Source organism: Paraburkholderia mimosarum LMG 23256 = NBRC 106338, assembly GCF_000739815.1.
Classification (GTDB): domain Bacteria; phylum Pseudomonadota; class Gammaproteobacteria; order Burkholderiales; family Burkholderiaceae; genus Paraburkholderia; species Paraburkholderia mimosarum.
On record NZ_BBJJ01000063.1, the window covers coordinates 1 to 21563 of the forward strand.

Below are 21563 nucleotides of genomic sequence, written 5' to 3' on the forward strand. Positions count from 1 at the left end.
CCGCCCACAAACTGCGTCGTGTCACGGCTCATGCCGATGTTCACATGTGGGCACCTCGAATAACCCAAGGTTTTCGGTGAATTCCTCTGCGACACGATGATCGCGACGGATTCCGGTTGTATTCGTGCAGCCAATCACCGTTTTTTCGCCCGGTCTCGCTCCGTTTTGCTTCAAATTGTCCCGGATGCCGGCAATTCGGCGCCAGCATGGGATTTCTTCCAGGTCTCAGTTCATCCGCGTCTGATCTGGCGCAACGGAAGGACGCGAAACGAAGTGGATCGAAAGGAAACTAAACGCGGCACCTGGGCGGCAGCTCCGCTGCCCTGGCGGCGCACCGTTTTCAGGGCGCCGGCGACTTCCTTCTGTTTGGCTGTTGATTTCGGATCACGCAACTGTTTGCTCTCGTGCGTTTCGAATCGGCCGGCGATGGGCGCAGTGTGTTGCTGGTCGAAATGGATTCGCGTCGGACGGGAATCCAGCGTGAATGTCGCATCGAAATCATCGCCGGCGAGCCGATCGCGCTGCTGATACGTGCCCACGGAACCGAGCGCCCCGCCAACGTGCATGGCAACACCGACAGGGGCGCATGGCTCACGCCGGCACTTCGGCCATGTAGGAAAGCTGCAGGTTCTGGTCCCAGCCGTAGGTCACGTAGTCCGGATTGACCGTATCGACGCGCACGATATGCACCGTAAAGCCGGTCTTGGTGACCCCGGTCACGGTCGTCGCAAAGGTGTCGTTGATGGGCCCCGTCCATTTTGGGTCCTGGAGTGTGCTGACGATGACGACCGGCGGGCTCGAAAAGGCCGCCGGAAACGGCACCTCGACGAAGAGCGGCGCATTGCGCCACGGCGCGCCGGACGGCGCCTTCAACGGACCAACCGAATGGGTACCGATAATTTTCTGTTCCATCGCGAAGCCTCCAGACTGGTGGGAGTGGTCCCGCTCGGGCGGGACGGCTGTTGCCGCGCGGCACATGACCGCAATGCAGTTTTAGGAGTCGCCCGAGGCTTTTACAACCTACCCATTTAGGTAGTCGACATTCGTGGAAAGCTTACCGAAGCGGCGATGGAGGGGGCCGGGGAGCAATGGAGCAGGGAAGTCAGTTAAGGCTGTGGGGCACGCCTGATACGCAGAATTTCTCGAGTGCAGCGGTGCCGCGAAACCGAACACAACTCGACCTGATCGCTGACCGAACGATTGCGGTCGTTATACAAGCGACGCAACTCCTTTTGTTGCCTGATGGAAAGCCGCAAGCGGCGAGCTAGACCGCTATCGAGCATGACCGTCATTCTTCCGCACGAAGTTCGTGCCGTAGTTACTATCGAGGATCGTCTTGCGCATCTGCTGTCTGCTTTATCATTGCCGCTGCATCAGAACGACGGGGTCTTTACGCGCTGACGCTGCGCAAGAAATTCGCTAAGTGAAAAAAGGGGAAATACATGGCATTCGCAGACAGAATCGCTCTTATCCAAAATATCGAGCGGCTACGGGAATCGCACGTGATCTGTTACCTTACGTCGCTTCGCCCCAACCTCAACGCGCAGATGAGCGAAGATGCAGTTCGCATATTCTTCGACCAGATGGGGGCTTTGCCGGAGCGTCCCGTTCGCAAAATTGACGTTTTTCTTTGTAGCAACGGAGGCAACGGCACCGTGCCGTGGCGCCTTATTTCACTTCTTCGTGAGTATGCTGGTGAAGTTGGGGTCCTGCTTCCTTATCGGGCCTACAGTGCCGCTACGCTGCTAGCATTGGGCGCCGACGAGATTGTCATGCACCCGTTTGCTGAAATGGGCCCAATCGATCCGACGGTCACGAACGAATACAACCCCGTTGACCCTCAGACCAACCGGCGCCTCGGCATCAGCGTCGAGGATGTCAAAGCTTACATCGCCTTTATCACGTCCACAGTCGGAATCAAGCACGAAGAGGAACTCGTGAAGACTGTGGAAATCTTGGCCAATAAGGTCCATCCGCTCGCCTTAGGCAATGTCGAGCGTTTCATATCGCAGTCGCGACTCATCGCCCGCAAGATTTTGATGACACACATGCGCGACGAGGCGTCAAAGCACCGCATCGACGACATTATTGAGACGATGGCCTCAAAGCTTTACTTTCACGGTCACCCGATTAACAGAAAGGAGGCACGTGAAGAGCTCGGACTGAAAGTGGCAGATGAAGTGTCTCCCGAATTGGAAGGCGCGATTTGGACGCTGTATTTGGACTTTGAAGGAGAACTGCAGAACCGAGTCGCTTTCGATCCTATGTCGGAAATCTTTAAGACTGGGCAACAGGTCCCGGGGGGCCCGCTGCCCGCGCAGCAGCCTATGCAACCACAACCCATTCCGCTGATTCCTCAGGGCCTCCCGCCGGGTTTCAACCTGCCACTTGCGCAAAATCCGACTACGGTCCATGTCGGGATCAGCACGACCAGTGAGCTTATACTTTCTGTCGTTGAAAGTGCGAAGCTTTCAAGCAAATTTCAGATAAAAAAACGACTCGTAGTCGTTGGCACTGGCCAGATCAACGAGCCGTTGCTCAGAGATGAGACACTGGCTCAAGGGTGGGAACATTCACTGGCGCGACAGCCGGTCGTCTAGCCTCCCCAGCAACCCCAACAGCGGTAGGGAGTTCTCGCGTGCGCACCGGAATTGTGCGCACGCTGGGTACTGGCGTCGTGACGCCAGCAGGGAGCGTACGGGAATTGTCCGTGTCAGTAATAACCGCGTATTCGAGCGTCGCAACTTTCGGCTGCGACATTGTCGAGAGAGGTGCGTACGAAAACATGGGCGGCTCCAGATCCGGGTTGAGTAAGTGAAGAATGCGGCCGACGTGCCGCGTTTAACCGTTATACGGCATTGGACGGTGATTCTAAAGGTCAAACTGCGGGCAAATCCTACCCCAAATTCGACCAAAAGATCGTGGTCAGCATTTCCCGTGTGCAGCGCAGCATCATAGCAGTTCGGTGTTGCCCCTCAACTCCGAGGCGCCCCTAAGGAACGAGTGAGAAATAACTTCCAGAAGTGACCCTGGCCGGTGCAAAGCGACGCTGGTAAGATGCGGTCCTTCTGGAGGACAGACGATGCAGGCTGGTTACCGGGCTGAGGTTGAAACGCGGATGAGGCGGCTGTACGCGCGGTTGTCGGAGAAGGACCGACGTCGGTATGCGGCTGTGGAGGCGGACAAGCTGGGCCATGGCGGTTTCGAATATATTGCGAAACTGTTTGACATTGACCCGAAAACAATCAAGCAAGGGTTGAAGGACCTGGAAGAAGAACTGGATCCGGTTGGAGAGCGGGTCCGAAAAAAAAGGGGCGTAAATCCAGGTTAACTGACCATCCGGAGTGGAACGCGGTATTTCTGGACGTGGTGCGAGAGCATACGGCGGGCAATCCACAACACGGCATCATCTGGACAGATCTGAAGCCACGCGAAATCGCACAGGCGATGACGCAGCAGGTGGACGCACGGGTGAGCGTGCGAACGGTCCGGCAGCTGCTAAACCGCAACGGTTTTTCGCGGCGGCGATCACAGAAAAAGAAGTCGTTCAAGTCCCATGCGCAACGCGACGCGCAATTTCAGCGTATTGCGCAACTCAAGGCGGAATATCTCGAAGACGGCCAGCCTGTCATCAGCATCGATACGAAGAAAAAGGAGTTGCTGGGCAATTTCTATCGCGACGGCAAGCTCTACACGCGCGAACAGCTTGAAGTCCTCGACCACGATTTTCCGAGCTACAGCGAAGGCAGCGTCATTCCCCATGGGCTGTACGACATCGGACTGAACAAGGCGCATGTGAACATCGGCGTGAGCCGTGACACGACGCAGTTTGCCTGCGACAGCGTGGCGCACTGGTGGGAAAAACACGGGCGCGCCGATTATCCCCAGGCCACACGGTTACTGCTGTTGTGCGATGGCGGCGGCAGCAACCCGAGTAATTCGTGGCTTTTCAAAAGCGACCTGCAAAATCTGGCAGACCGGCTCGGACTGGAAATCCGGGTGGCCCACTATGCGCCGTACTGCTCGAAACATAATCCAATCGAGCACCGCGTGTTCCCACACATTACTCGAGCCTGTGCTGGCGTAGTTTTCAGCAGCGTCAGTCTCGTGAACTGATCGAAAAAGCCTCCACAAAAACCGGTCTGAAAGTGACCGCTGACATCCTTGACGGAGTTTACGAAACCGGACGGACGGTCACCCGCCCCGCCCGCGCATTGCTCAACATTGAGTACGACTCAACCCTGCCTTCGTGGAACTACAGCATCCGCTCGAGGAGCGCCGCATAGCGGGAAGTTATTTCGAGCGCGTTCCTAAGTGAAAAAAGTGCCAATACGTCTTTCTTAAAGCCGACCCGCTGGCCAATCGCCTCCTCACTAGGGTATCCCGAGTGCACTGTTCTCAAGGATTTCACGGCTTGGCTCGCGCCGGCTACGCCCGCCGAGCTGGCCCACGAAGAACCCGGCGGGCAGCTCGCGTTCAGTTTCTGACGCGCGAAAAAAAACAGGGACGCTAGGCGTCCCTGTGCCTTCTGGGCCGTTAGCGTGCTTTATTGTCCGAATCCTGAAGGCACCCCATCATGGTCAATGTTCGTTGTCGAGGGCGGACGCTTTAGCGCCGCTGCGAGTGGACGTGGGCGCGCTCGCCGAAGAGCTCCTCGATCGCCGAACGCAGCGCCCTAGAACCGTCAATCACGAACAGGTATTCCAGGTCCGTAGACAGGCCGCGTTCGATCAACCCGCGCAACAGATCCTTGACGACCTGGGCGTTCTCGCTCGATCCGCTCACGAGTCCCATGAGGTGTTTCTCGCCGGTGCTGTCCACACCGACGGCCGCGATGATATGCCACGCGCCGACGATGATGCCGTCCATGTAGATCGCCAGGAAGTCGCGCTCATCGAAGCGCCGTGCCATCAGCTCGGTGAGCGCTGTCTGGCTGGCGTGGATGAACTCACGCGAGACGCTGCTCTTCGAAATACCGACTGTGCCCGCCATCTCGGGCAACACCTCGGGTTGTGTCGCGTTAAGGACGATGCGACGATCGGACGCGTCACCTCTATGTGATCAGGGCGGACCCGTGCGATCGCGCGCGACCGGAGGAGTCGTGCGAGAAACACTCAGCGATGACGCGCACCGCGGCGAGCAGATGGCGTTGCTCTAAAAGCAGCAAGGAAGGATTCGTGAGCATTCAACCAGCGAAAGCAGGCGAACTGCTCTGAGCAGATTTACCAACCCTGCTTTCAGGTGACCTGCTCGCTGCAGATGCTGCCTTGCAGGCAGGATGAAGCACTGCAATCCCTGTGAGACGAAGCTGCGGAGCACAGGGTGTGCGGCTCGTCGTTACCTGGACCAACCTGGACCAAGGAAACCATCAATGCCGAGATTGACACGCCGCTTTCTGGCTACGATCAAAGTTTGAAATCCGTTTCTCGTGAATACTTAGGTTTCCTCGCCTAGGACAGCGACATTACGGAGAAGACTATGGCCGACTATTCCATTACTGCTGCAAACCACAAGAACCCGAGCAACCACGTTGCATCGTCGTTTCTCGTCTGGGTTCAAGACCCGAAAGAAAAGAGCTGGTCGAAGCTAGGAGGAAAATCGGCGAGTCAGGTCGTCGAACTGATCGAATCTGGTAATACGGTACGGACTGGTAAGCTCAGCGCGGATGGAAAACTCGCTACTGGGGAGCCTATCGAAGTCGAGTTGCGTATCGCAAAGAACAAAACTAACTATGACGTGACTAAGATGCCGACGTTCTAGTCGCCGGGTGCACTGGAACCGGCTCCCGTCATTGATGATGGCGAGCCGGACGCCGAGGCCAACTAGGAGGTCGAACTGCAAGTCGCCAAGTGCGATTCCGTCATCTGCTACTTCGTCAACTTCTGTGGAACTCGTCGTGGCAATGGGGCGAATTGGTTGATTGGCAGAGAGGTCAAATATGCAAATTGTATACTTTCTGCTGGTAGTGATGCGATCAATCTTTAGCAATGCAGAGTTTTCGCGCCTATTTGCACCAGAACCGTCAGGTCTCCGTCGGGACAATACAGGCTGAGTTGCCCGCGCCGCCTCAGGCTTTCGTTGTACGCGTGCGCGTTTGTTACCGCATGGCCCGGCTTCGCTCGTTTGCGCGGTTCGCCCGTCTTCAGTCTTGCCTTGTAAGGCATGAAAGCTCGCCCGTCGGATAGATCACCGGACTCTTTCTACCCGACCCCCGGCCGCCGCGCAAGTGGCCCTCTTGAACAAAGCCAGTAGATACAGGAACTACGATTGGATCAACGGCCGATAAACCTACCCGGGATGCTTGGCGATGCCCGCGACGCCAAGGAAGCGCACGAATACGGAAAGGGCGCGGTCGCGCATAGCCGGGGGGAACTCCATATGCACATGAACGGCGCGATTCCAACGTCGACGATTCGAGAGATCCTGGCAGACGAAGCGACCGTGTTGCCAGCCGGATTCGAGTTTGAGCGAGACCTAGTTCGAGCGACACCCTGCCAGTCGCTGGCCGAATACCTAACGCCGTGGCAAGCTCTGCAGCTCTTTCCAAGGAAGCGCGAGAATCTCGATCGCCTCACCCTTGCAGTTGTCGCGGGCCTGGCGGAAAACAACGTGCGCTTCGTCGAGCTCCGAAGCAGCGTTCTGTACCTTGCACAGCTTCAGAAGTGTTCGCCAGCACAGGCGCTCGAGCGCCTTATCGAATCGACCAGGGTGGCTGCACTGCGCCACGGTATCCGCCGTGGCCTGATTCTCACGGTGACGCGTGGCGACTACAGCGCGGTCAACCTATCCACCCTCCTGCAGGCCTACCAGGACCTTGGTGAGCCGAAGGACGTGATTGGGCTCGATCTTGCTGGCGATGAAGAAACGGCATATCCGAAAGAGTTGCCCTCGCTCTTTCGGGTGGCCAAAGACAGGTTCGATCTCGGGATCACGATACACGCCGGTGAAACAGGCCGCGTCGAGAACGTCCGGTCTGCCGTAGAACTGTTCGGCGCAGATCGAATTGGCCACGGAACAGCGGCTAGCAAAGATCCAGATGTGCTGGAGCTTCTTTCCGCGAGGGATATCTGCGTCGAGGTGTGTCCGATCAGCAATCGGCTTACTGGCGCAGTTCTTGCGAACGAGGCTCACCCGCTTCAACAGTTCCGGCAATATGGCGTGCCGTTTGTCATTTGCTCGGATAACCCCGCAATCCACCAGCGCGGCCTTGCGGATGACCAAGCCGCCGCGATGGCCGAAGGCCTGTCGATCGGTGGCGTGCGACAGCAGTACGAAGTAGCCAAACGCTACTCATTCATGAAGGATCTAATTTGAAAATCCGACTTATGTCGGGCAACGAGCACAAGATCACCGAAGTGCAGCGGATCCTTGCCCCCGTAGGCGTGGACATCGTGCCCGTGCCGAACTACACGACGTTGAGCCGTCGCGCGCAGACGCTCAAGGTCGTGCTTCGGGCGCAACGCTCCAATGAACCCTTGCACCTCGTGCTCGACAGCACCGGACTGAAGGTCTATGGCGAGGGTGAGTGGAAGGTGCGCAAGCATGGCTGGTCCAAGCGTCGCACCTGGCGCAAGGTGCATCTGGCGATGGAGGCGAACACCGGACAGATCTGCGCCGCACTGATGACTCATCAGGACGAAGGCGATGGCGAAGTGTTGCCTGATTTGCTCGACCAGATTCCCGCTGACGTGGCAATCGACACTATCGGTCGCGACGGCGCTTACGACACGAAGGCGTGCCATGCACGGATTGCGGCGCGCGGAGCTGCCCCGTCGGTTCCGCCGCGTGAGGGCGCGACGCCGTGGCCAGCGAGCACGCCCGGCGCGGCCTGGCGCAATGCCGCCATCGACTCGATTGCACAAAGCAGCAGACGTGAATGGAAGCAGGCAAGCGGCTACCACCGTCGCTCGCTGGCTGAGACCCTGATGTACCGGCTCAAGATCCTCACGGGCTCCTGCCTCTGGGCTCGCGAGATTGGTTCCCAGGCAACCGAAGTCTCGATTCATGCAGGCGTGCTCAACCGCATGGCGGCACTCGCTCGCCCGCAGTCCGTTCGTATTGCCTGATATCGAAACCATGGGGATCACTTCGTCCTTACGTTCGATTTATGCAACAACGCCGGGAAAAGTACTCAAACGCTTGCATTACCCGCTGGACGTGATGTTGCTGTGCGTTCGGTGGTACGTGGCTTATCCGCTGAGCCTGCGCTGCATCGACATCAGCTCTTCGCGCTCGGTTTCACTCAGATCAGTGTAATTTCATTGATTCAACGGACTAGGAGAAAAGCATGCAGCAAATCGCGGATTCAATTCGACATTCTATAAGGAACAATCACTTAAAGTCGTATGTATATAGTTATCCTTCGAAAAGATCGTATAAAAGTCTGCATAATATCGGCATTGCGGAAATATGGCACCCCGATGATCGCGGGCCAGCTTCAATATATATTCATATACCATTTTGCAGATACAGGTGTACTTATTGTACGTTATTTATAACTACCCAGGGTACAGACGACATAATACAAAATTATGTTGATAAAATATGCGAACAAATAAAATTTTATGCGAAATACACGGGAAGGAGGGAAGTTGTATCTGTGTATTTTGGTGGCGGAACTCCGACTATTCTAAACAAAAACCAATTCGGACAGATTTTTTCAGCGATTCAACATGGATTCCAGAATGTTGCGTCATCTGCTGAGCTATGTGTCGAAGGTTCTCCCGACTCGACGTCCGAAGAACTCCTCGATTTCTTGAAAAGCCAAGGCGTGAACCGAATCAGTATGGGTATCCAAACTATGGATTCCGCTGAACTGAAGACCAGCGGTCGCCCATACCCGGTTTCGACAACAATCTCCGCGGTAGAAAATATCCGAAAGCGTTTCGAGAATTTCAATCTGGATCTGATCTACGGCCTTTCAGGTCAGACCTACGAAAGCTGGGAAAATTCGCTCCGCCACATCGCTTCATCAGGTCCACTTACCATCTCACTGTATCCTGCTATTAGCCGACCTCTCACAGCGATTCATAAGCAGCAGCGATTGCATCCGGAGCGATACATCGACGACCAGACCACGTATGCGATCTACGATAGCAATGTCGAGTTCATGCAAATGAATGGATACCGACAAGAGTCCTTCACTCGGTTCACCCGTCTGCCAGAAAATAGCAGCGCGTACGCCCAAGAGACTTTTGACTTTCTCGGCGTTCCGATGATCGGAATTGGAGCAGGCGCAAGAAGCTACAAGGGAAAATACCACTACAGCTTCGACTACGCGGTCGACCTCAACGAGGTCGGCAAGGCCATTGAAGATTATTTGAGCCTTGAAATCACCGAACACAGCATGGTGAGGTACGGGATTGTTCTTGATGCTTACGAAGAGCGCTTGAGATATTTCATCCTCAGCCTTACGCTGAACCAGCTTTCTCGGGCATACTATTCATCACAGTTTGGCCGAAGTCTGTATTCTGATTTTTTTGACGTAATTGATGCACTTGAGGCTGAGGGGTGCATCGAGCCACCGTTCAATGACAAGATTCGATTGACTAGGAAGGGTTACAAATACAGTAATTTGGTCGCGCACCATCTTTTCTCGAGCCATGTGAAAACCCTGGAAGAAAGGTATGTTCCACGATGAACAACAGTGAGAAATTTTGGGAGAAAGGTTATTCGGACGCGAAAGTTTGGACGATGGGCGGACCGAGTGTTGAGGTATTTGAAATTGAACAGTTTCTACCACGAAACTCGACTGTTATAGACATCGGCTGTGGCGAAGGCAGAAATACGCTCTTTCTTGCCCTCAGGGGACACAAGGTGACCGCCTTGGAACTTTCCTCGAACGCCGTAAAGAAACTTCGTTCGATTGCTGACCGTTATTCGTTGAACATCGATGTGATTGAGAGACGAATCGAGGATTTCGTACCGGATGAAAATTATGATCTAGTTATGGCGCACTCGTCGTTACATTTCGTGACGAAAGATGTGTGGATTCCCTTGCTTCGGGAAATGAGGCAACGGACTAAGCCGGGCGGATTTCACAACTTCACATCGATTATTGGAATTCCTCGCCACCCAGTTCCGCACGAGTGCCGACATGCCAATTCGTTTGACCGAGGCGATCTCGACTCGCAATATGCGGACTGGCAGATTCTTCGTTCCGATTTCTACGCCAAGTGGGATTGCCATCCGGGTATTCCGACGCATGTGCATGCCGTTGAGAAGTTTCTGTCGAGAAAAACAAACTCGGTCGAGCGGTTCACGTTGAGGAAGGTCGATCTTTCGAACAGCGACAGTCTTCCTTTAATCTTGTTCGACAGCATACCCCTTGGAGCCGATGCTACCGCAGTCAAGTCGATGGGTGTTCGTCCGAGACATGTCAATCGCATTGAAATGCCAGGGTGGAACATGACGTCTCCTATGGAACTGACGGGCAACTATGTGGTTGAAGACTGGATTTTTGGGAAATACGGACTCCAATTCACACAGAGCATTTTGACGGGTAAATACGAGTATTTTACGCCACCAGTCTCGTTGCGGAACGCTAGGGAAACACTGATTAATGAAGCTCGGCGGTCATCGCTGACGTAGCCGAGGACGTTACCACTGCTAGCATAAGCGAAGGAACGCCGCTGTCTGTGCGTTGATCAATCTTTGCTGAAAGACACGAAACCAACAATTGCATCGGGCTTGACGAACGAGCTTAACCCGTGCTTTACGGGGGAAAGACGTGACGACTTGGAAACAGCGTCTTGATGCGTACCGGACAATAAGTGCAGCGCTCTTTAGTAATGGCTTCCTTCAGCGCTTCGGTGCAAATGAATGGGCGCCGGGAGACGCCGGCTCGAGGGCGGCTGCCGAACTTCATACACAGCTCGCTACACGTGTCGCCACGCAACCATTGCGCTACGGCGACGGCATCGAAAGCGCACCGCTAGAAAGTCTTTACCGCCTCTTCGGCAGTGCGCGCGAGATTCAGGACCGGTACTTTGGCGCAACCCACTTCGAGACCCTCGCTTGGCACGTGCTCAATGCTCACGTGCGCCCGTTCACGGCGAAATGGCACCGACGCAACCTATCCGGCGCACTTAGCGCACTGGACGACACAGACGAGTTCCGAAGCGATCTCGAGGAGTTGCAGCCGCTACTCATCTTGTTCGACGAACTGCTGCTGGAGATACGGGATGGCCGTCGGCCCCTGCCTGGCTCCATAGGAGGCGAAGTAAGTGAACGGTTCGAAGGCGAGATGGCCGCGCCTCTACAATGGGGCATCTCGCCGACCGGCAGCAACGTCCAGAAAGCACAAGCAAACGCAATGAACGCGGCCGAACGTGAGGCCATCAAAACGCAGGAACACCAATGGCGTTAAATTCGACCGGGAATACGCCACTGGACTTGCCCTCTCCGGTGGCGGCATTCGTTCAGCCACCTTTTCGCTGGGCGTGTTGATCGCACTCGCCCGGCGCAATCTGCTACCAGACTTCGATTACCTGTCAACGGTGTCAGGCGGCGGCTATCTCGGCTCGTTTCTGACGACGTTTCTTTCCACCAAAGGCGATGCCACGGAAAGTCATGTGCAAAATCTCGGTTTGTATGCCACGCAGCGCCCATTTTTGAAGGAAGAAGGGGAAGCTCAAGCGCTTCGCCACCTGCGCCATCACAGCAAATATCTGCAGACGTCTTGGATCGAGCGCATTGTCATGGCCGCCACGCAGATATACGGAATGCTAGTCAACAGCATCGCACTTGCACTGATTCCCACACTGCTCGCGCTCTTCGAGTATCTCGCACGAAACACCGTTGGCTCGCGGCTTCCTGACTTCCGCCTTGGTTTTGTGGTCGCAGCAGTATTGATGGGAACCGCGATCATTCTGCCGTTACTCGTACGAATCGCCCCGTCGATCCGACGTCGTGCCGATACAGTACTCGCATGGCTAGCAGTGCCCCTGTTTTTCTTGGTTCTGTCGCAGTAAGAGCGAGAGGTCGGCCAAATCCGATATGGTATGGATTCCTTATCTAGCCAGCGAATAGAATTGCTGTGCGGGAGTTTGACCAACGCCGCCATCGTTCAATTGCCCCTTGACGATCATGTGCATAACTTCGATGCCGCCCAACAGGATGCGGGCACAACGAAAGCTTTTGAACCCAAGCATCGGTCGAGTTCGGCGCTTGATCGCCCGATGGTCCTGTTCGATGATGTTATTCAGATACTTTTTCTGGCGGACCTTGATCGGCACCTCCCGTGGGGCGTTGATCGCCCGCAAGGCAGCCAGATTCGATCCGCTCTTGTCGATCGTCACGGTCTCGGGTTCGCCATTCTGGTCGATTGCCTTTTCGAAATAGGCCCGGGCCGCAGCCTTGTCCCGTCGGGCTCGCAGCAGAAAATCAACGGTGTTGCCTGCCTTGTCGACAGCCCGATAGAGATACCGCCACTCACCCCTGATGCGAATGTAGGGGTGAGTAGGCCTAGGGAATTGCACCCTGAGCCTCTCGCAGAACCGTGCGTAAACGAGGGTCGCCCGGGATTCGTTAATATTTCGCCAAAAGTGCCTCAAGCGGCTGATCTGAAAGCGAAATCGCGAAATCTATCGTTGGGTCGAGCGGGAGGATTTTCTTCATCAGGTCCAGCAGGTAGTCGCCGAACCGGTTGATGTGATCCAACCGGTATGGCGAGAGCGCCTTGAGCACGTCGGCGTCGACCGGATGCCCTTTTGCCTGCAACTCCTTGAGCACGCGCGACATCCACTGGACGTTGTAGAGGATCACCATGTTCGCGACGAGCTGGTTGTACTCGATGACCTTGCGCTGCTCGTGGCGGAGGTTTTCAGCGATGACGCCCTCGCCGCCAAACATCAGCCACTGCGCGAAGCCGTTGAACGGTTCGTTCTTGTTGGTCGCCGCGTGAATCGTGCGACGCAATTCGGGATCGTTGATGTATTTGAGCAGAAACAGCGTACGGATCACACGGCCGAGCTCACGAAACGCAAAGTACAGCTTGTTCTTGAGGCTCTCCGACCCCAGGCGTCGCAGGATCGTCGACGGCGTCATTTTACCCGCCTTGATCGAGACGGCCACGCGTAGCATGTCGGGAACATGCCGCTCGATCAAGGCCCAGTCGACGGTCGCGCGAAACAGGGAGTCGGTGTTTTTGTAGCTTCGGTTCCGGTCGGCCTTGAAGAACTTCAGGCCCTTGACGTTGCGGATGCGCGGCATCAGCTTGATTCCAAGCAGGTACGCGAGCCCGAACACCGGTGCGCTTTGCGCCTGCGTGTCGCCATGAACGGTGTCGGGCTGCACATCGGACGTATTCCTGATCAACCCGTCGAGAATATAGACAGCCTCGTGTACACCGCACGGAATGAAGTGGCTGAACAGCGCGATGTACATGTCCGACACGTGATAGTAGCCGATCCCGCCGTATCCTCCGTACCGGATATGGTATTCGGACAGCAGGTTCTGCTCGTAAAGATTCCACTTCGTGCCGTCGGCCGACACCTGTTTGCCGGAGCCCCAGAATTTCGGCAGCGCAAACTGGTTGTACGCATTGATGACCTTGACGATCGCCTTGTCGAGCCGCTCTTCGGTGACGTATCGCAGGTTCAGCCACGCGACCTGCTTGCGGCTCAGATTCTTGACACAGCGTGCGGTCTGGCTGGGCCCGAGATTGCAGCCGTAGCAGAACAGCGTCGTAATGAAGCGCTTGCGCGGGTCGTCGATCTTGGTCTCGAAGCCCGACAGCGGGCCGAACAGTGTATGCAGATCGAGCCACTGCTCGGTTTCGGTGAGGATGTCGAGAATACTGATGGGGCGCATCGCGGCCGTGATGGCCTGATCGATAAGTTTCTTGTTCGGCGGTTCGGGTTCCGTCTCGAGCTTGTGAAGGATGAGGCCCTGCTCGGTGATCTCGACGTAGTCGTTCGCCGGAAAACCCGCGTCGACTTCGTCGGCCAGCGTGCTGAGTTGGTCGCGCAGGCCGTTGACGAAGGCGCGCGCGTCGACCGGCAGCCCGACGAGTTCGCCATAGCGAGGCAGTTCCTCGTGGAATTCGTCCCACGACACCTGATGCTCGCGAGGGTCGTCATACTGATCACTCTGCTCAACGTAGACATCGCCCGAGTTGAGTTCGCGCATGATTTGGCTGAACACGCACAGCTCGAAATATTTGCGATGCAGCAGCCGGGCGGACCGGCCATCCGGAAAGATGCTCTTTTCCCATTTCTCCGGGATCCAGTCGAGCGGCAAGGTGGCGACGTCATCGTCACTGAGCATCAGGTGTTCGCGGCGGGACGAGCGCAACGGCTGCATCCACGTCAGCGCGACGAGCAACGCGTCGTCCTGGGAGCTGGGTTTCAGCGACAGCATGTCGAGACACTGGAAAAGCAGCGATCGCAGATTCCGGTACGGAGTCAGCAGGAAGGGAAAGGTGTGATTGCCGGCGTACGCGATGTGCTCATTGCAGCGGGTCAGCGCGGCGTCGGGATCGCCGTTCAGGGCAGCCCGCATGCGGGCGATGCGCTCGGCATCTGGTACCTCAGCGTCCTGCAGCACGTTGAGTACGTCACGAAACTGGCTGACGAGCGCTTCAAGCTGGTCGGCGTGGGCGAGCTGGTATTGCTGAAGCCGCAGCTTTGCGGTGCTCTCGAGATTGCGCACCGTCTTGATGAAGATTTCCGCGACATCGTCGAGCGCCTTCTGCAACTGCGAGAAGACAAAGAGCACGGCGAGCGTGTAACGTTTGGCGGGCTTGAGCGCGCGCATTTCGTGCACGTCGAGGGCGCGCGCTTCAATGACGAACTGCGTGCGCTTGGGCGCAGAAAGGATTTCCGGTGGCGGTGGCAGGCCATCGGCCAGTTCGCGCATCTGCTGGATATGCTCCAGGAAACTGGCCACCTCACGGGGGCGTGGCCGCTTCGGTTCGCGCTTCAGAGCGTCCCAGCGGGTCTGGCCCGTGTCGCTTACAAAAAGCCCATCGAGCCGCTCCACCTGTGAGGCATCCAGCGAGTCGACAAATGATCGGTAGAGGGTTTCGTGGAGGCTGCTGCGGGCGTGGGCGGCGATACGCGAGAGCGTCGCAAGCGGCGGCAGTTCATATCGATGCCGGACCAGTTCCTCGATGAGGACGTTGACGATATCGGGCAGTTCAGTTTTGGTGCGGGCGGCGTCGGCCGCCACGGTATCCAGCCAGCTGTACGTCTGCGCACTGGCGGGACGGATGTTGACGAACTCACGAAGGACTTTCTGTTGACGTGACTTGCTGCCCGAGCGGTCATAGCGCACGAGCGTGGCGCGCGGGACTGGGCGCACCCCGAGTACCGCGCAGACGTGGTGAAGGATGGCGGCCGGAATGTCCGATACGGGTGGCAGATAGCCAAGCCGCTGCAACAGCTTGAGCTGCGCGATGATCAGCACGCGTATCGGTGCCTGCCGGAACTGGCCGTACACGAACCGGATTTCGGTGGCGCTGGGCGTGAAGGCGGCACGGAGTTCGCCTTCACTGATTTCGGCAGGCAGCGCGGGATAGGCGGTTTCATGGACGTGATTCATGCGCGCATAAATTGGGGCGGAATGCGGGAGTCTGCCATCTCACGCATTCCCTGGGCGAAACCCCGCTATCCGGCGGGCTTGCCCCAGCCCAGCCGGTGACGCGTCTGGGTGGCCTGATGGCGCGCATCGTCTTCCGCGTGCAGATAGACGCTGGTGGTGGCGAGCGACGTGTGCCCAAGGTTGTCGCGCACGAAGCGCAGGTCGACCTGCTGGTCGGTCATGTGGGAGCCGGCGGTGTGTCTCACCCAGTGCGCCGAGGCGGCGGCCAGCACATCCGCGCGGGCGTGCCACTCGGGTCCACGGGCCCGCAGCCGCCCGGCAGCCAGCCGGAATACCTGCTTGACGATCAGGTGGATGGCGCCGCGCGACAGGGGCTTGTCATGACCGATCAGCGGCAACAGCAGCGGACGCGTTTCACCTGGCTGCGGCGACGGCGGCAGTCCGTGTGCACGCCGGTAGCGTGCCAGTTCGGCAATCAGTTCATCCGAGGCCGGCACCAGGCGGGTCTTGCTGCCCTTGCCGCACACCTCGATCCACCACCGTTCGACGCCGGCGGCGTCGCGCCGGCAGAATGCCGCGCCCATCGGGGTGCTGGCGATCTCCGCAGCACGCAGGCCGCCGAGATACAGGGTCGTGAAGAGCCAGCGACAGCGTGCCGCGTGCAACCGCTCGCGTTCGGTGCCCACCGGCAGGTTCTCGATAGTGATCCTGACCACATCCCACAACTCGTGCGTCAGATAACGCGTGACACGGGGGCTGGCTTTGATGCCGCGGCGTCGCGCGAGCGACAGGGGATTGCCGGCGAGATAGCCGGCGTCGACCAGCCACGCGAACATCGCGTTGAGAATTGTCATCGCATGGCGCACGCTCGTGGGCGACAGCGGTCCCGCGAAGGGCCTCCAGTCGGCAGACTTGCGACCGGGCTTCTTGCGCGAAGTCATGATCCAGCGCCACGCCGGTTGCGGATCGGCGAGGAAATGCTGATAGACGAGCAGGTCCTCGTGCGTGAGCGATGACAGGGGTTTGCCGTGCTGCATGACGGCCCATAGCAGCAGGCGTTCGGCCTCCTTGCGGTAGGTCGCCAGTGTGCCGGGCACATCGGCGTAGCGGGCCAGCCACGCGGTGATCGCGGCCAGATCGTCCTCGGCACTGATTTGCGCGATTGAGTTGTGAGCGCGATTGGTGCCGGCAACGCCGGACAGCTCCGGCGGGATGCGCAGGCGTTCAAGCGGCGGCGCCGGGGCATCCGGCACGAGGGGGGCGAGAGGGCTGACGGGGCGGTTCATGGTGTGACGCGTTTTGCGGCAGAAGTCCGCAGTATAGTTTAGACAGAAGCAGACTTATGTCTAAACTATACGGTTATAATCAGTATATTTCACGTATTACGTAGTAATTTTTTTGAATCACAATCCAGAACACCCCTGCCATGACGACACACCCCGACTCCGCGCTGGATGACCAGCGCCTGCAGGCCGATATCGCAGCGTTGCGCACACGCTTTGCCGACACGCGCGAGCTCTACCGCGAAGTCTGCGCGCTGCTGTTCTTCCGCTATGGCATCACGCCCACGGCGAACAAGCTCTACAGCCTGGTGCGCAAGGGCAGCATGACGACGCCCGCCGACGTGCTGAACCGGTTCTGGCAGGATCTGCGCGACAAGACCCGTGTGAAGATCGACCATCCGGACCTGCCCGACGCCATGAAGCAGGTCGCAGCCGACGCCGTGCTCAGCATCTGGCAGGCGGCATCGGAAGCGGCGACCGGCCAGTTGGCCACACTGCGCGCCGAGGCGCGTCATCAGGCCCACGAAGCCGAAGCAGTACGCGATCAGGTCGTCGCAGAACTCGAGCTCGCCCGGCAGGCGACGGCGGCGACACAGGCTGAACTCGAAGCGACGCGCGCGCAACTCGCCAGCATGCGCGATGCGCTAGCCACCGAACGCGAGGCGCATGCGGCAACCGAGGCCCGCCTGCAGGAAATCCGCCGGCAAGTTGACGAAGCCGCCCCTCAGTTCGCGCAGGTCAAGGCCGAATTCACCGCTGAACTGGAGCGCGCACGCGACCGTGTCACCACCGCCGAGGAGCGGGCCGTCAGTCATGAGAAGCGCGCTCTGCGAGAAATTGACCAGGAACGCACCGCTCGCCAGAAAAGCGAAAAGACCGCTGAAGAGCTGCGCGTTCAATTGGGCGGTGCACGCGCTGAACTGCAGGACACAGCGCTCCAGCATGCCGACGCGCTTGCCGCCTTGCGTACCGAGCTCCGGCTTTTACAGCAGCGGGATGAAAGCGCAACGCAACAGCACCTCGCCACCATGGATGAACTGACCAGCACGCGATCGCTGCTGCAGGACGCGCTGCAACGGGCTGAGCGCGCTGATGCCGAGGTTCAGGTCACGCGCCGATTGCTAGACGCGCTGAAAAGAACGCCGTCGGCCCGGACGGTGCCGAAACCGAAAGGGGGATAACAGCACCGGCTGTAACCAGTGTGCCTGGGCAAATCCCAAAGGCCACCTTCCCGCAAACGTTGGCGCGTAAAATAGGCAGCCGTCGCGGACAACGGATGCCGGGAGGCCATGACAAGGACAGGCAGTCAGCACTTCACTTATCCCTGCCTGCCCACACGTTGCCGTCATGGCGGGTTGAACATGCATGGATGGGTCACTGATGTCGTCAGTTTTTTATGACCAGGCGCAGATCGCGCACTGGCTGGATTCCCGCACCGTCGCCCGGGCGCGTGATTACGTCCACGCGGTGTCGAAGCTGCGCTGGCAGGACAACGTACTCAGCGGCGAGGTGCAGGGGACCGCGCGTCGCCCCTATACGGTGGATGTACAGTTTTACGACACAGCGGATGGCCTGTGGGCCGAAAGTGAATGCTCCTGCCCGGTTGGATACGACTGCAAGCACGCCGCGGCGCTGCTGATCGCAGGCCTCGAAAGAATGCCGAAGCCCCAGCCAGGCGTACGTCATGAACTCGTTAGCTGGCTGGAGACGTTTCGTGCCGAACTGGCGACTACCGCGCCCAATGCAAGGAAGGCGGCCTCGAAACCGACCCATACGCTCGCCTATGTGCTGGGCTGGTCGCGCTATCACCAGCGCCATGAAGTGCAACTCTTCAAGGCGCGCCGCAATGCCGACGGCACGATCCGCTCGATCGACGATGCGTGGAACAATGTCGAGGCCGCCCTCATCAAGCCGCCGAAATTCGTCACGGACGATGATCTGACGATCCTGCGTGGACTGTGGCTGGGTCGCTGTCGCGAGGACTATGGCAGCTTCGTGTTGCGCGGCTCAACCGGGGCGGATGTGCTGCAGAAGCTGATCGTGACCGGTCGCCTGTTCGCCGCAGTGAGCGCGAATCAGGGCGCATTGTCCACGCCTGTGGCGCTGTCCCAGGGCGATCCTCGTACGGGACAGATCGAGTGGCAGCCCCAGGCAGACGACCATCTGCGACCTGTACTGCGAACCGGGCCACCAGCCACGCTGCTGCTGGCAACCGAACCGCTCTGGTACGTCGACGCGCAGGCGGGTGTCGCCGGCATCGTGCAGTTGCCGTCGCAATCCCTGACATCGCAGCAACTGGCCACGTACCTGTCGATGCCGCCGATCTCGTTGGCTGAAGCACCGCTCGTGGCCGCCGTGCTGCGCGAGATTGCCCCCGATCTGCCGTCACCTCCGGCACACGACGCATCGGCCATCCGGGTGATCGACACCGAGCCGGTGCCGCTCCTGTCGCTCGACACCCGCTCGGTGTATTCCGCGAGCTTTGGCAAATATGACTACCACAGCGGCGTGCTGGATTTCGCGACCGTCGGTTTCGACTATAACGGGGTTTGCCTCAACGCGGATAGTGACGCGACCCTGGTCTCGCATCCCGACGGTGGCGTTGTTCAGCTCAGGCGGCGCCCTGATGCCGAGAAAAAGCGGCTGATAGAGTTACGCAAGACCGGGCTGCAGAAGATCCCCGCCAGTCGCGTACAGAGTATGCAATCGCTTCCCGATGCGATGCTCGGGCTGACGGAGCCCGATGCGTGGTACGCGTTCGTGAATGACGTGTTACCGGTGCTGCGCGGCAAGGGCTGGCGCGTCACCATGACCGCTGGGTTCCGCTTCAACGTGATCGAGATCGACGCCATCGACGGGACGGCGCACCACGCGGGCGACGGCTGGTTCGATCTGGAAATGGGGATCACGGTAGGCGACCGTACGGAGCGCCTCGAGCCGCTGCTGGCGGAACTGTTCCGGCGCGACCGGCGCTGGCTGTCGGGCGAACTCGATACGATTGCCGATGACGAAATGATCGAGCTGAGAACCAATCGGAGCGAACGGCTGCGCCTGCGCGCCGACCGGCTGAAACCGGTCGTGCGGATACTGGTCGATCTGTTCGAGTCTGTTGGAGAAGGTTCCCTGCGGATTTCCGAACTGGATGCCGGCCGCCTCGAAGCACTGAACGATACGGGCCGCTGGCAGTTCCACGGCGATGCGTCAATTCGCCAGCTCGCGCAGCGCCTGCAGGCCGGACCAGGTCTGGCCGAGGTACCCGTGCCGCGCGGATTGCAGGCTGAATTACGCGCGTACCAGCATCAGGGCTTAAGCTGGATGCAGTTCCTGCGCGAGCACAACCTGTCGGGCGTGTTGGCCGACGACATGGGACTCGGCAAGACCGTGCAGACACTGGCCCATGTGCTCGCCGAAAAGGAGGCAGGTCGTCTCGAGCAGCCCGCGCTGATCGTCGTGCCGACCACGCTGGTCCACAACTGGCGCGAGGAAGCGGGACGTTTCGCGCCCGGCCTGAAAGTCCTCGATCTGAACGGGCCCGAGCGCCGCGATCGTTTCGACCAGATCGGCGAACACGATCTCATCCTGACGACCTACGCGCTGCTGTGGCGCGATCAGGCCATCCTCGCGCGGCATGACTATCACCTGCTGATCCTCGACGAGGCCCAGTACGTCAAGAACGCCACGACCAAAGCGGCAGCTACCATCCGCGAACTGCGCGCGCAGCACCGCCTGTGTCTGACCGGTACGCCACTCGAAAATCACCTGGGCGAGCTGTGGTCCCAGTTCGATTTCCTGCTGCCCGGGTTCCTTGGCAGCCAGAAAGATTTTACGAAGCGCTGGCGCACGCCGATCGAGAAAGGCGGCGACACCGTGCGGCGCGAGCTGCTCGCACGCCGAATCCGCCCGTTCATGCTGCGACGGCGCAAGGATGAGGTTGCGACCGAACTGCCGCCGAAGACAGTCATCGTGCGCACCGTGGACATTGAAGGTGCGCAGCGCGATCTGTATGAAACGGTACGCGCCGCGATGCAGGAAAAGGTCCGGACCGCCGTTGCCGCACAGGGACTCGCCCGCAGTCACATTATCGTGCTCGAGGCGTTGCTCAAGCTGCGTCAGGTCTGCTGCGATCCGCGCCTCGTCAAGCTGGAGAAAGCGGCACAGGTCAGGGAATCAGCCAAGCTTGACCTGCTCCTCGAAATGCTCCCGGAACTGATCGACGAAGGGCGCCGCGTGCTGCTGTTCTCGCAGTTCACCGGGATGCTGGCGCTGATCTCGGCGGCGCTCGAGAAGGCCGCCATCCCATACGTCATCCTCACCGGCGACACCACCGATCGCATGACGCCCGTGCAGCGCTTCCAGCAAGGGGAAGTGCCGCTCTTCCTGATCAGCCTGAAGGCCGGCGGTGTTGGTCTGAACCTGACGGCCGCCGACACCGTGATTCACTACGATCCGTGGTGGAACCCCGCCGCGGAAAACCAGGCGACGGATCGTGCGCATCGTCTCGGCCAGGACAAGCCGGTGTTCGTCTACAAGCTGATCGCCGCCGGCAGCATCGAGGAAAAGATCGTCGCGCTGCAGGAGAAGAAGGCCGTGCTGGCCGATAGCATTCTGTCCGAAGATGGCGCCGGCGCGGTCAAGTTTTCAGCCGACGACCTCGATGCGCTGTTTGAACCGATTCCGGATGTCTCGCCGGCCGCAGCGGCCCGTCCGCGCGCCAGGACCGGTACGCAGGGCCGATGA

15 protein-coding genes and 4 pseudogenes are annotated in these 21563 nt (G+C 58.7%); 13 read left to right on the forward strand and 6 right to left on the reverse strand.

Going from position 1 to position 21563, the window contains the following annotated elements; all coding sequences use genetic code 11:
• Positions 1-230: 230 nt before the first annotated feature.
• On the reverse strand, positions 231-539 hold the full coding sequence (locus BMI01S_RS41140) for a hypothetical protein (RefSeq protein ID WP_154671465.1): 309 nt from the start codon (positions 537-539) through the stop codon (positions 231-233).
• Positions 540-591: 52 nt separating this feature from the next.
• Positions 592-912 carry an H-type lectin domain-containing protein gene (locus tag BMI01S_RS29260; RefSeq protein ID WP_028232774.1) on the reverse strand — a complete coding sequence of 107 codons (321 nt, stop codon included), beginning with the start codon at positions 910-912 and terminating at the stop codon, positions 592-594.
• Between the two features lie 530 nt (positions 913-1442).
• Here BMI01S_RS29260 and BMI01S_RS29265 point away from each other — a divergent pair.
• The 3 genes and pseudogenes from BMI01S_RS29265 to BMI01S_RS41145 form a co-directional block, all read left to right on the forward strand.
• Positions 1443-2600 (forward strand): SDH family Clp fold serine proteinase, encoded by a 1158-nt coding sequence (locus tag BMI01S_RS29265; RefSeq protein ID WP_051381588.1) that lies wholly within the window; start codon positions 1443-1445, stop codon positions 2598-2600.
• Positions 2601-3082: 482 nt separating this feature from the next.
• On the forward strand, positions 3083-3331 hold the full coding sequence (locus BMI01S_RS42615) for a hypothetical protein (RefSeq protein ID WP_042291456.1): 249 nt from the start codon (positions 3083-3085) through the stop codon (positions 3329-3331).
• Positions 3332-3345: 14 nt separating this feature from the next.
• Positions 3346-4286 (forward strand): annotated as a pseudogene (locus tag BMI01S_RS41145) (ISAzo13 family transposase); the annotation flags it as partial.
• Positions 4287-4614: 328 nt separating this feature from the next.
• Here BMI01S_RS41145 and BMI01S_RS29280 read toward each other — a convergent pair.
• A pseudogene (locus BMI01S_RS29280) lies at positions 4615-5007 on the reverse strand (transposase); the annotation flags it as partial.
• 471 nt (positions 5008-5478) lie between these two features.
• On the opposite strand from BMI01S_RS29280, the gene BMI01S_RS29285 reads away from it, so the two are divergent.
• From BMI01S_RS29285 to BMI01S_RS43280, 8 genes and pseudogenes are all read left to right on the forward strand, one after another.
• Positions 5479-5760, forward strand: coding sequence for a hypothetical protein (locus BMI01S_RS29285; RefSeq protein ID WP_036046962.1), 282 nt, complete (start codon positions 5479-5481; stop codon positions 5758-5760).
• 507 nt (positions 5761-6267) lie between these two features.
• Complete coding sequence (locus BMI01S_RS29290) at positions 6268-7314, forward strand: adenosine deaminase family protein (RefSeq protein WP_028232777.1); 1047 nt, start codon at positions 6268-6270, stop codon at positions 7312-7314.
• A gap of 11 nt (positions 7315-7325) precedes the next feature.
• Positions 7326-8066: an IS5 family transposase gene (locus BMI01S_RS29295; protein ID WP_255217828.1), complete on the forward strand. Its 741-nt coding sequence runs from the start codon at positions 7326-7328 to the stop codon at positions 8064-8066.
• Between the two features lie 10 nt (positions 8067-8076).
• Positions 8077-8217: pseudogene (locus BMI01S_RS42420) on the forward strand (IS6 family transposase); the annotation flags it as partial.
• A 70-nt stretch (positions 8218-8287) separates the two neighbouring features.
• Complete coding sequence (locus tag BMI01S_RS29300) at positions 8288-9640, forward strand: STM4012 family radical SAM protein (protein ID WP_028232778.1); 1353 nt, start codon at positions 8288-8290, stop codon at positions 9638-9640.
• On the forward strand, positions 9637-10590 hold the full coding sequence (locus BMI01S_RS29305) for a class I SAM-dependent methyltransferase (RefSeq protein WP_042291467.1): 954 nt from the start codon (positions 9637-9639) through the stop codon (positions 10588-10590). Before BMI01S_RS29300 ends, BMI01S_RS29305 begins: the two co-directional genes overlap by 4 nt.
• Positions 10591-10729: 139 nt before the next feature.
• A complete protein-coding gene (locus BMI01S_RS38260; protein WP_154671466.1) occupies positions 10730-11368 on the forward strand; it encodes a hypothetical protein in 639 nt (212 codons plus the stop codon).
• On the forward strand, positions 11331-11972 hold the full coding sequence (locus BMI01S_RS43280) for a patatin-like phospholipase family protein (protein WP_081723608.1): 642 nt from the start codon (positions 11331-11333) through the stop codon (positions 11970-11972). The genes BMI01S_RS38260 and BMI01S_RS43280 overlap by 38 nt, the downstream gene beginning before the upstream one ends.
• Before the next feature lie 39 nt (positions 11973-12011).
• Here BMI01S_RS43280 and BMI01S_RS29320 read toward each other — a convergent pair.
• The 3 genes and pseudogenes from BMI01S_RS29320 to BMI01S_RS29330 form a co-directional block, all read right to left on the reverse strand.
• A pseudogene (locus BMI01S_RS29320) lies at positions 12012-12458 on the reverse strand (IS6 family transposase); the annotation flags it as partial.
• Between the two features lie 70 nt (positions 12459-12528).
• Positions 12529-15543, reverse strand: a complete 3015-nt coding sequence (locus BMI01S_RS29325) for a Tn3 family transposase (protein WP_042291469.1) — start codon at positions 15541-15543, stop codon at positions 12529-12531.
• Between the two features lie 65 nt (positions 15544-15608).
• Positions 15609-16829 carry a tyrosine-type recombinase/integrase gene (locus BMI01S_RS29330; protein ID WP_042291471.1) on the reverse strand — a complete coding sequence of 407 codons (1221 nt, stop codon included), beginning with the start codon at positions 16827-16829 and terminating at the stop codon, positions 15609-15611.
• A gap of 140 nt (positions 16830-16969) precedes the next feature.
• On the opposite strand from BMI01S_RS29330, the gene BMI01S_RS29335 reads away from it, so the two are divergent.
• Together BMI01S_RS29335 and BMI01S_RS29340 are read left to right on the forward strand one after the other, a co-directional pair.
• The gene (locus tag BMI01S_RS29335; protein ID WP_028232400.1) at positions 16970-18007 is read left to right on the forward strand and encodes a DNA-binding protein; all 1038 of its coding nucleotides are present in this window, start codon (positions 16970-16972) and stop codon (positions 18005-18007) included.
• Positions 18008-18206: 199 nt separating this feature from the next.
• Positions 18207-21563 carry a DEAD/DEAH box helicase gene (locus BMI01S_RS29340; RefSeq protein WP_028232399.1) on the forward strand — a complete coding sequence of 1119 codons (3357 nt, stop codon included), beginning with the start codon at positions 18207-18209 and terminating at the stop codon, positions 21561-21563.